Source organism: Massilia sp. NBRC 108631 (assembly GCF_059704565.1).
Genome location: NZ_BAAKJE010000066.1, coordinates 113,201 through 127,446 on the forward strand (window position 1 = coordinate 113,201; position 14,246 = coordinate 127,446).

Consider the following 14,246-nt stretch of genomic DNA (forward strand, 5'->3'; position numbering starts at 1 on the left):
GCCGCACGCCATGCCCAAAGGTTATAGCTGCGCCGTGGGCTGCGCCGCGGGCGGCGCGGGGGATTGCACGGACACCCGTTCGCTCTCGTTGCCGAGGCGGTCCACCACGCTGACCACCACGGCGCGGGCCGGCACGCCCGCCTCGTCGGCCAGCGTAACGTCGCCGCGTCCGGCCGGGGCGGTGGTGAAGCGCCATTCCTCGCCGTAGCGGGCCCAGATGGCGTACTGGGTGGCGCCCTTGCCCGCGCTCAGTTTCAGGTCCAGCCCGGCCGAGCCGCGCCGCGCGCCCACTTTCGGCGCGCCCGGCGCTTCCGAACCCAGCCATGGCGTGGCCGGGATCAGCGCGGCGCTCTGGTAGCTGATCGATTTGAGCTGGTCGCTGATGCCCTTGCGGTTCTGCATCAGCGCGGCAATGCTGAAGTGCACATGGCCGATGCTGTTTACACCCCGTCCGGCGCGGCTGCGCGTGACGCCGATCTGCTTGACGATCTCTTCCGGCTCGAAGGACTTCCCGGTGCTGTCGATGCGGCTGGTGTACAGCCCCGGCCACACGTGGCGGCCACGCGTGTTTTCGCGCAGCCAGTAGTCCAGCAGCACGTCGAACGCCTGCGGCGGCGGCGTAATGGCCCAGTACAGCTGCGGCGCCAGGTAGTCCAGCCAGCCGTTTTTCAGCCACAGCTCGGCGTCGGCGTACAGCTTGTCGTACTGGCTGAAACCGAGGATGCCGGGCGGACGGCGGTCCGGGCGTCCGATGCCGAACGGGCTGATGCCGAAGCGTACCCACGATTTTTCGCGGTGGATGCCGGTGTACATTGCTTCGATCAGCTGGTTCACATTCTGGCGGCGCCACGATGCGCGGTCCAGCTGGCCGCCGCCGGCCTGGTACCGCTGCCAGGCTGGCTGGTCGGGGAACTCCAGTTCCGGCCGCGGCGCGGCGTTGGCGGCGCCGTTGCCGGCTTCCAGCGCGGCCGCTTCGCCTGCGGCGCCGGGCGCTTCGATCGGGTAGGGATAGAAATAGTCGTCGATGTGCACGCCGTCGATGTCGTAGCGCTTCACCACGTCCAGGATCACGTCCAGCGTGTGCTTCGACGCTTCGGCCTCGCCCGGGTCCATCCACTGGTAGCGGCCGTAGGTCTTGACCGTCTGCGGCTTGGTGGCGGAAATATGGTCGCGCGAGTTGGGCGACTTGGCCGTGGCGTGGCGCGCGCGGTATGGATTGAACCAGGCGTGCAGCTCCAGGCCGCGCGCATGGGCCTGGTCGATCCAGAATTTCAGCGGATCGTACATCGGCGACGGCGCCTTGCCTTGCTGGCCGGTCAGGTACTCGGTCCACGGCTCGAGCTCGGACGGGTAGATCGCGTCCGCGCTGGGGCGCACCTGCAGCACGATGGCGTTCAGGTTGAGCGCCTTGGCGCGCTCCAGGATGGCGATGGCTTCCGCTTGCTGCTTCGCCACCGGCAAGCCGGCGCGGCTCGGCCAGTCGATATTGGCCACGGTGGAAACCCAGGCGGCGCGGAATTCGCGCGGCGCGGGCGGCGGCACCGGCCCGGTCAGGCTGGGCGGCGGAACCTGGCCGGGCCCGGCGCCCGTTCCTGCCGCTGGGCCGGCGCCGGGCGCCGACGGCATCACCGGGCCGCCGCCCGCTGCGGGCGTGAGCGGCGTGCTGCTGCAGGCGCCCAGCAGAGCCGCCACTGCGGCGGCGGTGGCGGTAGTAGCGGCGGCGGCCAGGGTGCGCCGCTTTTTCGGGTCAAAAGCCAAATCCGTATCCTCGATTCAATTGAAGCGGCCGTATTGTACCTGCCTCATTCCCGGCCGAACGCCGGGTCCACCTTCACCAGTGCGGTCATGATGAAGCCCGGTATGGTCGCCAGGCACACCCACAGGAAGAAGTGCTGGTAGCCCAGCATCTGCTGGATCCAGCCGCTGGCCATTTGCGGCAGCATCATGCCCAGCGCCATGAAACCGGTGCAGATGGCGTAGTGCGCGGTCTTGTGCGGGCCGTCCGCCACCATGATCATGTACAGCATGTAGGACGTAAATCCGAACCCGTAGCCGAACTGCTCGGCCGCCATCAGCGCGGAAATCAGGTAAATGTTCTCGGGCAGCGCGCTGGACAGGTAGACGAACACCAGGTCCGGCACGTGCACCGCGAACGCCATCGGCCACAGGCAGCGCTTCAGGCCGAACCGCGAAATCACCACGCCGCCCGCCAGGCCGCCCAGCGTCAGCGCGATGATGCCGATGGTGCCGTACACCAGGCCCACTTCCTGGTTGCTCAGCCCCAGGCCGCCCTTGGCGGCCGGATCGAGCAGGAAGGGCACGGCCAGCTTCAGCAGCTGCGCTTCGCCGAGGCGGAACAGCAGCAGGAAACCCAGCGTGACCAGGATGCCTTCCTTGCGGAAGAAGGAGGCGAAGGTGGCGAAAAACTCGCGGAACAGGTCGCCGCCGGCCGCTGCGCGCACGTCGGCAGCGGGCTTGGGCAGCATGAAGAAATGGTAGACGAACAACACGCCGAACAGCGCCGCCAGGATGAACAGCACGATGGACCAGGCCACGTGCGGGTCGCCCAGCTGGTCGGTGAGCTGGCCGGCCAGGTACAGCAGGCCGCCCTGGCCGGCGATCATGGCCAGCCGGTAGAAGGTGGAGCGCACGCCGACAAACGCAGCCTGCTGCTGCTGGCGCAGGCCCAGCATGTAGAAGCCGTCGGCGGCAATGTCGTGCGTGGCGGAACTGAAGGCCATCAGCCACAGCACCGCCAGGCTGGCGCGGAAGAAATCCGGCAGGTGCATGGTAAACGCCACCATGGCCAGCGCGGCGCCGATCACCAGCTGCAGCGCCACGATCCACATGCGCTTGGTGCCCAGCAGTTCCACCACGGGCGACCACAGCGGCTTGATCACCCAGGGCAGGTACAGCCAGCCGGTGTAGAGCGCGATGTCGGTATTGGAAATGCCGGTGTTCTTGTACATCGCCACCGACAGCGTCATCACTACGACATACGGAATGCCCTGGCCGAAGTACAAACTGGGGATCCACCACCAGGGGCTACGTTGATGCGCGTCTTTCATTCCGTCCTTTATCGATGTCTTTATCCTGCCAGTGCCGCCCTCACACTGCCGTGCGCCGTTTCCAGCGCGGCGCGCGCCTGGGCCACGGTCTGCTGGTTGAGCAGCGCGACGATGGCGACCTTGACGTGGAAGTTGCACTGCTCCAGCGTGGCGCGGGCGGCGGCTTCCTCCACGCCGGTGGCGTGCATGGTCAGGCGCACGGAGCGCTGCACCAGCTTGGCGTTGGTGGGCTTCAAGTCTACCATCAGGTTGCCGTACACCTTGTGCAAACGCACCATCAGCGCGCTGGAAATGGTGTTCAGCGCGATCTTCTGCGACGTACCCGCTTTCAGGCGCGTACTGCCGGAGATGACTTCCTCGCCGGTGTCCAGCGTGATGCCGATTTCCGCTTCCAGCGCCACCGGGGCGTCGGCGTTGTTGGCCAGGCCCACGGTCAGTGCGCCGGCCTGGCGCGCCGCGTGCAGCGCGCCCAGCACATAGGGCGTGCCGCCCGAGGCCGCCAGCAGGAAGACCACGTCGTTGGGGCCGGGCGCCAGCGCCAGCAGGTCGGCGGCGCCCTGTGCGCGGTCGTCCTCGGCGCCTTCCACGGCCTGGAACATGGCGCCGTTGCCGCCGGCCAGCAGGGCCAGCGCGCGTTCGTTGGGCCAGGAGAAGGTGGGGTTGAGTTCCACGCTGTCGAGCACGCCGAGCCGGCCGGACGTGCCGGCGCCGGCGTAGATCAGGCGTCCGCCGGCCTGCATGCGCGGCACGGCGGCGGCAACGGCGGCGGCAATGCGCGGCGCGGCCGCCTGCACGGCGCGCACGGCGTTGTACTGGTCGTCGATGAAGGCGGACACCAGCTCGATGTCCAGGTATTGGTCCAGCTGCGCGTGCTGCTGGCTAGGTGTTTCGGTTTTTAACATCGTCATCTGTCAGTGGTGATACGATGAGACCAGTGTAATACCAAAACAACACCTACGCTGACGCCCCGCCCATGAAAGCTCGATGCGCGGGCATGCGTAAAAGTTATACGGCGGCTAAGCCGCTCATCCCGGCGCCCGCCGCATTTCGGCGACGAAGTCGTAATGGTCGCTGCGGCAATAGGAATGAGTCAGCTCCACCGCTTCGCCGGATTCCAGGTAGGCGATGCGGGTGATGAAGAGTACGGCCTGGCCTTCCGGCACGTCCAGCTGGCGCGCCAGTTCTCCGGAGGCATTCATGGCGCGGATGTGCTGCAGCGCGCGCGACGGCGCCTTGCCGGACGCGTCCAGGAATTCATACAGCGAATCGCCGATCGCTTCCGGACGCGGCACCACGCTTTGCGGCAGCACGCTGACCTCATAGGCCATTACCACGTCGTCCGCCAGGCGCAGGCGCTCCAGGCGCGCCACCTTGCTGTTGGGCGAGAGGGCCAGGCTCATCTGTTCGTCCGCGCTGGCGCTGACGATGGCGCGCTTCAGCCAGCGCGAGCCGGGCTTGTAGCCGCGCTGCTGCAGCTGCTCTGAAAAACTGGTGAGATTGGACAGCGGCTGTTCGATGCGCGGGGCGATATAGTTGCCGGAACCCCGGCGGCGCACTACGAGGCCTTGCTCCACCAGCTGGTCGATAGCCTTGCGGGCGGTAACGCGCGATACGTTCAACAATTCGGACAAGGTGCGCTCGGACGGCAGCGCCTGGTCGACCTGGTAGCGTCCATTGCGCACATCGTCACTCAACTTGCGTGCAATTTGCATGTACAGCGGCGAATTGTCTTTTGCATCGGCTTGAAATTCAACGCTGGTCTGGCTCATACGGTATCTCCTAAGGCGTCTAGTGTAATAGCGATGGCCAATTTGCGCTCATTTTTGGTTGCATGAAAATATACTGGCATCGCATAGCGCCAAGTTATGCGCGGATGAAACGATTTCATTAGGCGCGGCCCAAAGCGCCCCGTATGCTCATTCCAACAACAACACGAAGGGGATCAGGCCATGAAAATGGGCATGCGCGCACTGCTGGGATGGGCCTTGATGGGCGGCGGGCTGATGCAGGCCGTGGCGGCGGGCCCGGCAGCGGCTGGCGCGGTCCCGGCGCCGCCCACGGCCGCCGCCGCCCTGCTGGACCGCGAACTGGCCGCCGTCGTCAACGACGCGCAGCATCCGCTGAGCGGCTTGTCCGTGCTGGCCATCCGCGACGGTAAGGTGGCTTACCAGCAACAGTTTGGCTTGCGCCGCATCGACACCGCCGGCAGCGGCAAGGTCAACGCCACCGCGCCCGTCACGCCGGCCACCATGTTCCGCATCGCCTCCATTTCGAAGATGATGACCACCTTCGGCCTGATGAAGCTGGTGGAGGAAGGACGTCTGCAACTGGACGCCGACGTCAGCGCCTACCTGGGCTTCCCGCTGCGCAACCCGCACTATCCGGACCGCGCCATCACGCTGCGCCACTTGCTGACCCACACCTCCTCGCTGCGCGACGACGCCGGCTACTCCTGGGGCACGGACACCAGGCTGAGCGACGTGCTGCTGCCCGGCGGCGGCAAATACGGCAGCGGCGCCATGTGGGCACAACAGGCGGCCGCGCCAGGCGACGCCGCCCCCGGCGCCTATTTCACTTACTGCAACCTGAACTGGGGTGTGATCGGCACCATCATGGAGCGCGTGAGCGGCGAACGCTTCGACCGCCTGATGAAGCGATTGCTGCTGGCGCCGATGGGCTTGCGCGGCGGCTACAACACCGCCGAATTCTCGCCGGCCGAAGTGGCGGACACGGCCACGCTGTACCGCAAGCGCAGCACGGACACCGAGATCTGGGACCCGGCCGGCCCGTGGATCGCGCAGGTCGACAACTACGGCGTAGCGCCGCCGGCTCCCCCGGCCGGCATCGACGGCTACGCCGTCGGCAGCAACGGCACCTTGTTCAGCCCGACCGGCGGCATGCGCATCTCGGCGCCGGACATGGGCAAAGTCATGCTGATGCTGATCAACCACGGCAAGCACGAGGGCAAGCAGATCCTGAAACCGGACACGATCAAGTTGATGTTCAGCGAACAATGGACAAACAATGGCAGCAACGGCGATACGCTGCGCGGCCTGTACCACAGCTGGGGCCTGGGCACGCAGCGCTTCGCCGACGCGCCCGGCAGCGGCAACCGCCTGGTGCAGGGCGGCGGCTTCAGCGCCGTGGGCCACCTGGGCGAGGCCTACGGCCTGGTGTCCACCTTCGCGCTCGACCTGGCCGGGCGCAACGGCCTGGTCTCGCTGATCGGCGGCTTCGGCGCCGATCCGGACCAGTATCCGGGCCAGTACTCGGCGCTGGTGCGGTCCGAGGAGCTGATCCTGACGGCGCTGTACCGGCGCGCCGTGCTGCGCCGGGCTGAGTAGCGCCTGGCTTTACACATCACCCAAGGTTATGGCCTGCGCATGACGATTCATTGGAAAGAAGCGGGGCCTGCCGCCACACTCTGAACCATCTTCAATAAACGGCTCTCCAGATGCATCAGGTTACACAGCAAGACGCACAGCAGGTAGTGGTCATCGGCGGCGGCGTGGTGGGTCTGGCATCCGCCTGGTGGCTGCTGGAGGCCGGCTATCGCGTCACGCTGCTGGAGCGCGCGCCCATCGTCGGCAGCGCCTCGAGCTACCGCAACGGCGGCCAGCTCAGCTATCGCTACGTGGCGCCGCTGGCGGACGCCGGCGTGCCGCTGAAAGCCGTGCAATGGCTGTTGCAGCAGGACGGCCCGCTGCGTTTCCGTCCCGAGGCGGACCTGCGCCAGTGGCGCTGGCTGGCCAGCTTCCTGGCCAACTGCAACGCCGCCAGCAACCACCGCACCACCGCCAAGCTGCTGGAACTGGGCGAACTGAGCCGCAACGCCATGGCGCAGCTGGAACTGGTGCTGCCGCTGTCCGAATTCGAATGGCGCGACGCCGGCAAGCTGGTGGTGTACCGCTCCCGGAAGATCTTCGACGCCGCCGTGGCGCGTCCCGACGCCGAAGGCAACCGCCAGGTGCTGTCGGCGGCCGACACCGCGCGCATGGAGCCGGCGCTGGCCGAACTGAGCCCGCAGCTGGCGGGCGGCATCTACAACAAGGGCGAGGCGGTGGCCGACTGCCACGCGTTCTGCCTGGCGCTGGAGCAGCGCCTGCGCGCCCATCCGCGCTTCCAGGGCGTGATCCACGCCGAGGCGCGCGGCATCTTCGCCGAACACGGCCGCATCGCCGCGATCGACACCAGCGAGGGCTGGATCCAGGCCGACCAGTTCGTGCTGGCCGCCGGCATCCAGAGCCGCGACCTGGCCGCCAGCGCCGGCATCTACCTGCCGATCTACCCGCTGAAGGGCTACAGCCTGACCGCGCCGATCCGGGCCGAGGACTGCGCACCGGAAATCAGCGTGACCGACTTCGAGCGCAAGGTGCTGTATGCGCGCATCGGCGACAGCCTGCGCATCGCCGCCATGGTGGACATGGTGGGCGAGGACACCAGCCTGGACGCGGACCGCGTGGCCGGCCTGAAGCGCCTGGCGCGCGCGGCCATGCCGACGGCGGCCGACTACAGCCGCGCCGAAGCCTGGGCCGGCCTGCGTCCCGCCACGCCGAACAGCTCGCCCATCATCGGCGCCACGCGCTATCCGAACTTATGGCTCAACGTGGGCCACGGCCCGCTCGGCTTCACCTTCGCCTGCGGCACGGCCGCCCTGCTGGCCGACCTGATGCGCGGTAAATCCACCCCCTTCGCCCTCGACGGCCTGACGCTGGCCGCCTGACCAGCCCGCAACGCCAGCGGATGAGTTCGGCATCGTGCGCGAACTGTCTGGCCAAAAACGCAACCATAGCTACGCCGATACGGCCTGTATCGCCATACTGAACCGCGACGAAAGCGCACCGCCTTAAGGCGGGCCACCCCGTTATGGCGGATAATTGCGGGATGTCCAAGTCCAAATCCCCAGCGGCCTGCCCATGCGGCGGGCCGTCGTTCGCCGCCTGCTGCGGCCCTTATATAGAGGGCGCGGCCCTGCCGCCCACGGCGGAGGCACTGATGCGCTCGCGCTACAGTGCCTACAGCCTGGGCATCGAACCCTACCTGCAAGCCACCTGGCACGCCAGTACCCGCCCGCAGGACCCCATCATCAGCAGCGATGAAAAATTGCAATGGCTGGGACTTGAGGTAAAATCTGCTTTACGTTTACGTCAACGTAAAGCAAATCAGGCAGAAAACGAGGATTTTGTTGAATTTGTGGCACGCTTTCGCGTCAACGGACGCGGCCAGCGCCTGCACGAAGTCAGCCGCTTTCTGCGCGAACCCTCCCCCGAGGGCCTGCGCTGGTTTTACGTAGACGGTACTTTCCCCGAATAGACAGCACGCGCCGGAGACAGCGCGACCAGAACAAGAGGAACCCGAATGCCGCACATCGAAAGCAAACTCAATCCGCGCAGCGAAGACTTCAAGTCCAACGCGTCCGCCATGCAAGCCCTGGTCGATGATTTGCGCGACAAGGTGGCCAAGATCGCCCAGGGCGGGGGCGAGGCTGCCAGCGCCAAGCACGTTGCGCGCGGCAAGCTGCTGCCGCGCGACCGGGTGCAGATGCTGCTCGATCCGGGCACGCCCTTCCTCGAATTCTCGCAAATGGCCGCCTACGGCATGTACCAGGACGCCAAGGGCGTGGACGCGGCGCCGGCCGCCGGCATCATCACCGGCATCGGCCGCGTGTCCGGCCAGGAGTGCGTCATCGTCTGCAACGACGCCACCGTCAAGGGCGGCACCTACTACCCGGTGACGGTGAAGAAGCACCTGCGTGCGCAGGAAATCGCCGACCAGAACAACCTGCCATGCATCTACCTGGTGGACTCGGGCGGCGCCAACCTGCCCAACCAGGACGAGGTGTTTCCGGACCGCGACCATTTCGGCCGCATCTTCTACAATCAGGCCAATATGTCGGCCAAGGGCATCCCGCAGATCGCGGTGGTGATGGGTTCCTGCACCGCCGGCGGCGCCTACGTGCCTGCCATGAGCGACGAGTCCATCATCGTCAAGGAACAGGGCACCATCTTCCTGGGCGGCCCGCCGCTGGTGAAGGCGGCCACCGGCGAGGTCGTGACGGCGGAAGACCTGGGCGGCGGCGACGTGCACACGCGCCTGTCCGGCGTGGCCGACCACCTGGCGCAAAACGACCTGCATGCGCTGTCGCTGGCGCGCACCATCGTCTCCAACCTGAACCGCACCAAGCCGCAGCAGATGGCCTTGCGCGAATCGGTGGAACCGAAATACCCGACCCAGGAACTGTACGGCGTGATCCCGGTCGATACCCGCAAGCCGTTCGACATCCGCGAAGTGATCGCGCGCATCGTCGACGGCAGCGATTTCGACGAGTTCAAGGCGCGCTACGGCGCCACGCTGGTGTGCGGCTTCGCCCACATCTACGGCATGAAGGTCGGCATCATCGCCAATAACGGCATCCTGTTCTCCGAGTCCGCGCTGAAGGGCGCGCACTTCATCGAGCTGTGCGCACAGCGCAAGATCCCGCTGGTGTTCCTGCAGAATATCACCGGCTTCATGGTGGGCCGCAAGTACGAGAACGAAGGCATCGCCCGCAACGGCGCCAAGATGGTGACGGCTGTCGCCACCGCCGCCGTGCCGAAGTTTACCGTCATCATCGGCGGCAGCTTCGGGGCAGGCAATTACGGCATGTGCGGCCGCGCCTACTCGCCGCGCTTCATGTGGATGTGGCCGAACGCGCGCATCTCGGTGATGGGCGGCGACCAGGCCGCCTCGGTGCTGGCCACCGTCAAGCGCGACGGCATCGAAGCCAAGGGCGGCCAGTGGAGCGCCGACGAGGAAGCGGCGTTCAAGCAGCCGATCAAGGACCAGTACGAGCACCAGGGCCACCCTTACTACGCCACCGCGCGCCTGTGGGACGACGGCGTGATCGACCCGGCCGACACGCGCATGGTGCTGGGCCTGGGCCTGTCGGCGGCACTGAACGCGGAAATCCCGGACACCAAGTTCGGCGTATTCCGCATGTAAGGGGGACATATATGACTTACGAAACCCTGGAAGTGACAATCGCGGGTAAACTGGCGACGGTGACGCTGAACCGCCCGGACGTGCGCAACGCGTTCAACGAGAAGACCATCAACGAACTGGCGCTGGCTTTCGATGAGCTGGGCCGCAACGAGCTGGTACACGCGGTTGTGCTGGCCGCCAATGGCGCCGCCTTCTGCGCCGGCGGCGATTTGAACTGGATGAAAGCAATGGCGGGCTACACGCACGCCGAGAACAATGCAGACGCCATGCAGCTGGCGCAAATGCTGCGCACCATCTACCTGTGCCCGAAGCCCGTGGTGGCCAAGGTGCACGGCGACTGCTACGCGGGCGGCATGGGCCTGGTGGCCGCATGCGACGTGGTGGTGGCGGCCGATGTGGCCAATTTCTGCCTGAGCGAAGTGAAGCTGGGACTGATCCCGGCCACCATTTCACCTTATGTGATCAAAGCCATGGGCGAGCAGGCTGCGCGCCGTTATTTCCTGAGCGCCGAGCGCTTTGGCGCGGCGGAAGCCTACCGTATCGGTTTCGCCCACGAGGTGGTGCCGGCGGAGGCGATCGACGCGAAAGTCGCGGAGATCGTCAAGGCGCTGCTGGGCAACAGCCCGAACGCGGTGAAGGAAGCCAAGACGCTGGTGCGCGAGGTGACCGGGCAGCCGGTGACCGACGCGCTGCTGGCCGACACGGCGCTGCGCATCGCGCATATCCGCGCCTCGGAGCAGGGCCGCGAAGGCGTCGCTTCCTTCCTGGAGAAGCGCAAGCCGGCATGGCTAAACTAATGGAGTATGTTTGGAATCGAATTTACAAAGTGATTGGGTAGCACGCAGCCTGCGCAGTGTATGGCATCCGTGCACCCAGATGCAGCACCATGAGACTGTGCCGCTGATCCCGGTCAAGCACGGCCGTGGCGCATGGCTGTACGACCATGAAGGCCGCCGCTACCTGGACGCGATCAGCTCCTGGTGGGTGAACCTGTTCGGCCACGCCAACCCGCGCATCAACGCCGCGCTGAAGGAGCAGCTGGACACGCTGGAGCACGCCATGCTGGCCGGCTTCACGCACGAGCCGGTGATCGAGCTGTCCGAGCGGCTGGCCGCTTTGACGGGCCACAAGCTCGGCCACGCGTTCTACGCATCGGACGGCGCCTCCGCCGTCGAAATCGCTTTGAAGATGAGCTTCCACTCCTGGCGCAACAAGGGCCGGTCCGGGAAACAGGAATTCGTCTGCCTCAAGGGCAGCTACCACGGCGAGACCATCGGCGCGCTGGCCGTGACCGACGTGGCGCTGTTCAAGGACGCCTACGGCCCGCTGCTGCGCGCCACCCAGACGGTGATGTCGCCGGACGCGCGCCAGGCTGCCGAAGGCGAGACGGCACAGGATGTCGCCCGCCGCGCCGCCGCCGACGTCGAGCGCCTGTTCAATGAACGCGGCGACAAAATCGCCGCCATCATCATCGAGCCGCTGGTGCAATGCGCCACCGGCATGGCGATGCACGACCCGATCTACCTGCAGCTGGTGCGCGCGCTGTGCGACCAGCATTCCGTGCACCTGATCCTGGACGAAATCGCCGTCGGCTGCGGCCGCACCGGCACCTTCTTCGCCTGCGAACAGGCCGGCATCTGGCCGGACTTCCTGTGCCTGTCGAAAGGCATCAGCGGCGGCTACCTGCCCCTGTCGCTGGTGCTGTCGCGCGACGAGATCTACCAGGCCTTCTACAGCGCCGACGTGACGCGCGGCTTCCTGCACTCGCACTCCTACACCGGCAACCCGCTGGCCTGCCGCGCCGCGCTGGCCACGCTGGACATCTTCGAGCAGGACAACGTGCTGGAAGCGAACAAGCTGCGCGCCGCGCGCCTGACGAAAGCGCTGGAACCGCTGGCGAACCACGCCCGCATCAAGAACGCCCGCAAGCAGGGCATGATCTGGGCCTTCGACGCCATCGACGCCGGCCCCACCTTCTCGCGCCGCTACTTCGCCGAAGCCACGCGCCAGGAACTGCTGCTGCGCCCCATCGGTCCCACCATTTACCTGATGCCGCCCTACATCCTCGACGACGGGGAAATCGACGGCCTGGCCGCGCGCACGCTGTCCGTGTTCGAAGCAACGCTGGCCGGAGCGGAGGCATGATGGAACTGCTGAACAATCTCCAATCCCAGCTCAACGTGCTGGAAGAGCGCAGCCTGATACGCAAGCGCCGCACCGTCGATTCGGCCACCGGCCCGCGCCTGACGGTGGACGGCCGCGAACTGCTGTGCTTCAGCAGCAACGACTACCTGAGCCTGGCCAGCCACCCGCGCGTGATGGCCGCACTGCAGGAAGGCGTGTCGCTGTACGGCGCCGGCAGCGGCGCCTCGCACCTGATCAGCGGCCATAGCCGCGCCCACGCGCAGCTGGAAGAACGCCTGGCCGAATTCGTCGGCCCGTATATCGAATCGCCGCGCGCCTTGTACTTCTGCACCGGCTACATGGCCAACCTGGGCGTGCTGACCGGCCTGGCCGCAGGCGACAAGGACACCGAGTTCTTTTCCGAATCGCTGAACCACGCCTCGCTGATCGACGGCGCGCGCCTGTCGCGCACCGCCATCAAGGTGTACGGCCACGCGGACGTGGCGGCGCTGGCCGGCCTGCTGGCCGCCAGCACGGCCGCCAACAAGATCGTGGTCACCGATTCCGTGTTCAGCATGGACGGCGACCTGGCGCCGCTGCCGGAACTGCTGGCGCTGTGCGAACAGCACGGCGCCTGGCTGGTGGTGGATGACGCGCATGGCTTCGGCACCCTGGGCGAGAACGGACGCGGCGCGCTGGAGCACTTCAAGCTGCGCTCGCCGTACCTGGTCTACATGGGCACGCTGGGCAAGGCTGCCGGCGTGGGCGGCGCATTCGTCGCCGCGCATGAAGTGGTGATCGAAACACTGATCCAGAAAGCCCGTCCCTACATCTTCACCACCGCCGCGCCGCCCGCGCTGGCGCACGCGCTGCTCACCAGCATCGACATCATCGCCGGCGACGAAGGCCGCGCGCGCCGCGCCAACGTGCAAAGCCTGGTGAAACAGCTGCGCGCCGGCCTGAAGCTGCAACGCTGGCAGCACATGCCGTCCGATACGGCGGTGCAGCCCATCATCATCGGCGAGAACCCGGAAACCATGCGCGCGGCGGCAGCCCTGTACGCGCAAGGCCTGTGGGTAGGCGGCATCCGCCCGCCCACGGTCCCGCAAGGCACTTCGCGGCTGCGCGTGACGCTGGCCGCCGGCCACACCGCAGCCGAAGTGGAACAGCTCATCGCAGCACTGAACGCATTGGAAAGGACCAGCCATGCGCCCTGAAAATTCGACCATCGCGCCCACCGCCGACGCACCGGATGTGATCGTGGCCGCGCCAGACACGGATCTTGCCGTTGGCCTGGCCACGCCTGCTGCGGCGGCTGCGCCGCAGGCCAGCCCATCGCCAGCGCCGGCGATGGCCGGCCTGCCGCCGCGTTTCGCCTGCTTCGTCACCGGCACCGACACCGAGATCGGCAAGACCCTCACTTCCTCGGCGCTGCTGCACGCGCTGGTGAAGCAGGGCGTGCGCGCTTGCGGCATGAAGCCGGTGGCGGCGGGCGCCGAGCTGCGCGACGGCGAGCTGCACAACGACGACGCCGACCAGCTGGCCGCCGCCGGCAACGTCACCATGCTGCAGTCGCTGACCACGCCCTACATGCTGAAAGAACCGGCGGCGCCGCACATCGCCGCCGCTATGGAAGGCGTGGCCATCGACGCGGTGCCCATCCTGGCCGCCTACCTGGAGATCGCCGCCGCCACCGACGCGGTGGTGGTCGAAGGCGTGGGCGGCTTCCGCGTGCCCCTGAACGACAGCTTCGACACCGCCGACCTGGCGCAGCAGCTGGACCTGCCGGTGATCCTGGTGGTGGGCCTGCGGCTGGGCTGCATCAGCCACGCGCTGCTGACGGTCGAGGCCATCGTCGCGCGCGGCTTGACCCTGGTTGGCTGGGTGGCCAACGAGCTGCAAGCCGAGATGAATTTCGCCGACGAGAACGTGGCCGCACTGGCGCAGCGCATCCCGGCGCCGCTGCTGGGACGCGTGCCGCGCCTGGAACAGCCGACTGCCGCAGCGGCAGCCGCGCACCTGAATTTTACGGGCCTGCCGAACTGGCCGGCCCGCCGCAACAATACCTGAACG

General features: G+C 67.0%; 12 protein-coding genes. 8 read left to right on the forward strand and 4 right to left on the reverse strand.

Annotation, left to right across the window (positions count from 1 at the left end; genetic code table 11):
* Positions 1-21 precede the first annotated feature (21 nt).
* The 4 genes from AC6H42_RS07695 to AC6H42_RS07710 all read right to left on the reverse strand — a co-directional run bounded on the left by AC6H42_RS07695 (position 22) and on the right by AC6H42_RS07710 (position 4,837).
* Positions 22-1,758, reverse strand: a complete 1,737-nt coding sequence (locus AC6H42_RS07695) for a glycoside hydrolase family 10-like protein (RefSeq protein WP_057154168.1) — start codon at positions 1,756-1,758, stop codon at positions 22-24.
* A 44-nt stretch (positions 1,759-1,802) separates the two neighbouring features.
* On the reverse strand, positions 1,803-3,068 hold the full coding sequence (locus AC6H42_RS07700; RefSeq protein ID WP_057154169.1) for an MFS transporter: 1,266 nt from the start codon (positions 3,066-3,068) through the stop codon (positions 1,803-1,805).
* A 20-nt stretch (positions 3,069-3,088) separates the two neighbouring features.
* Entirely contained in the window at positions 3,089-3,970 is an 882-nt protein-coding gene (locus AC6H42_RS07705) for an N-acetylmuramic acid 6-phosphate etherase (RefSeq protein ID WP_497547763.1), read from the reverse strand.
* A 123-nt stretch (positions 3,971-4,093) separates the two neighbouring features.
* Positions 4,094-4,837 (reverse strand): GntR family transcriptional regulator, encoded by a 744-nt coding sequence (locus AC6H42_RS07710; RefSeq protein ID WP_497547765.1) that lies wholly within the window; start codon positions 4,835-4,837, stop codon positions 4,094-4,096.
* A gap of 180 nt (positions 4,838-5,017) precedes the next feature.
* Here AC6H42_RS07710 and AC6H42_RS07715 point away from each other — a divergent pair, with 180 nt between their 5' ends.
* The 8 genes from AC6H42_RS07715 (at position 5,018) to bioD (ending at position 14,243) form a co-directional block, all read left to right on the forward strand.
* A complete protein-coding gene (locus tag AC6H42_RS07715; protein ID WP_497547766.1) occupies positions 5,018-6,412 on the forward strand; it encodes a serine hydrolase domain-containing protein in 1,395 nt (464 codons plus the stop codon).
* Positions 6,413-6,522: 110 nt separating this feature from the next.
* Positions 6,523-7,791 (forward strand): D-amino acid dehydrogenase, encoded by a 1,269-nt coding sequence (locus AC6H42_RS07720; protein ID WP_497547767.1) that lies wholly within the window; start codon positions 6,523-6,525, stop codon positions 7,789-7,791.
* A 161-nt stretch (positions 7,792-7,952) separates the two neighbouring features.
* A complete protein-coding gene (locus tag AC6H42_RS07725; RefSeq protein WP_057154174.1) occupies positions 7,953-8,381 on the forward strand; it encodes a YchJ family protein in 429 nt (142 codons plus the stop codon).
* Between the two features lie 45 nt (positions 8,382-8,426).
* Positions 8,427-10,049 carry a carboxyl transferase domain-containing protein gene (locus tag AC6H42_RS07730; RefSeq protein WP_057154175.1) on the forward strand — a complete coding sequence of 541 codons (1,623 nt, stop codon included), beginning with the start codon at positions 8,427-8,429 and terminating at the stop codon, positions 10,047-10,049.
* 11 nt (positions 10,050-10,060) lie between these two features.
* Complete coding sequence (locus AC6H42_RS07735; protein ID WP_497547768.1) at positions 10,061-10,846, forward strand: enoyl-CoA hydratase/isomerase family protein; 786 nt, start codon at positions 10,061-10,063, stop codon at positions 10,844-10,846.
* 10 nt (positions 10,847-10,856) lie between these two features.
* Positions 10,857-12,194, forward strand: a complete 1,338-nt coding sequence (gene bioA / locus AC6H42_RS07740) for an adenosylmethionine--8-amino-7-oxononanoate transaminase (RefSeq protein ID WP_057154177.1) — start codon at positions 10,857-10,859, stop codon at positions 12,192-12,194.
* Positions 12,194-13,390 (forward strand): 8-amino-7-oxononanoate synthase, encoded by a 1,197-nt coding sequence (bioF, locus tag AC6H42_RS07745; protein ID WP_497547828.1) that lies wholly within the window; start codon positions 12,194-12,196, stop codon positions 13,388-13,390. The genes bioA and bioF overlap by 1 nt, the downstream gene beginning before the upstream one ends.
* 133 nt (positions 13,391-13,523) lie before the next feature.
* Positions 13,524-14,243, forward strand: a complete 720-nt coding sequence (bioD, locus tag AC6H42_RS07750) for a dethiobiotin synthase (protein WP_157200858.1) — start codon at positions 13,524-13,526, stop codon at positions 14,241-14,243.
* Positions 14,244-14,246: the final 3 nt, after the last annotated feature.

What these genes read in the sequence shown, in the direction of transcription:
- AC6H42_RS07705 (WP_497547763.1), bottom strand. Translation starts at nt 3,970, where the DNA reads ATGTTAAAAACCGAAACACCTAGCCAGCAGCACGCGCAGCTGGACCAA.
- AC6H42_RS07710 (WP_497547765.1), bottom strand. Translation starts at nt 4,837, where the DNA reads ATGAGCCAGACCAGCGTTGAATTTCAAGCCGATGCAAAAGACAATTCG.
- AC6H42_RS07715 (WP_497547766.1), top strand. Translation starts at nt 5,018, where the DNA reads ATGAAAATGGGCATGCGCGCACTGCTGGGATGGGCCTTGATGGGCGGC.
- bioF (WP_497547828.1), top strand. Translation starts at nt 12,194, where the DNA reads ATGGAACTGCTGAACAATCTCCAATCCCAGCTCAACGTGCTGGAAGAG.
- bioD (WP_157200858.1), top strand. Translation starts at nt 13,524, where the DNA reads ATGGCCGGCCTGCCGCCGCGTTTCGCCTGCTTCGTCACCGGCACCGAC.
- AC6H42_RS07735 (WP_497547768.1), top strand. Translation starts at nt 10,061, where the DNA reads ATGACTTACGAAACCCTGGAAGTGACAATCGCGGGTAAACTGGCGACG.
- AC6H42_RS07730 (WP_057154175.1), top strand. Translation starts at nt 8,427, where the DNA reads ATGCCGCACATCGAAAGCAAACTCAATCCGCGCAGCGAAGACTTCAAG.
- AC6H42_RS07700 (WP_057154169.1), bottom strand. Translation starts at nt 3,068, where the DNA reads ATGAAAGACGCGCATCAACGTAGCCCCTGGTGGTGGATCCCCAGTTTG.
- AC6H42_RS07720 (WP_497547767.1), top strand. Translation starts at nt 6,523, where the DNA reads ATGCATCAGGTTACACAGCAAGACGCACAGCAGGTAGTGGTCATCGGC.
- AC6H42_RS07725 (WP_057154174.1), top strand. Translation starts at nt 7,953, where the DNA reads ATGTCCAAGTCCAAATCCCCAGCGGCCTGCCCATGCGGCGGGCCGTCG.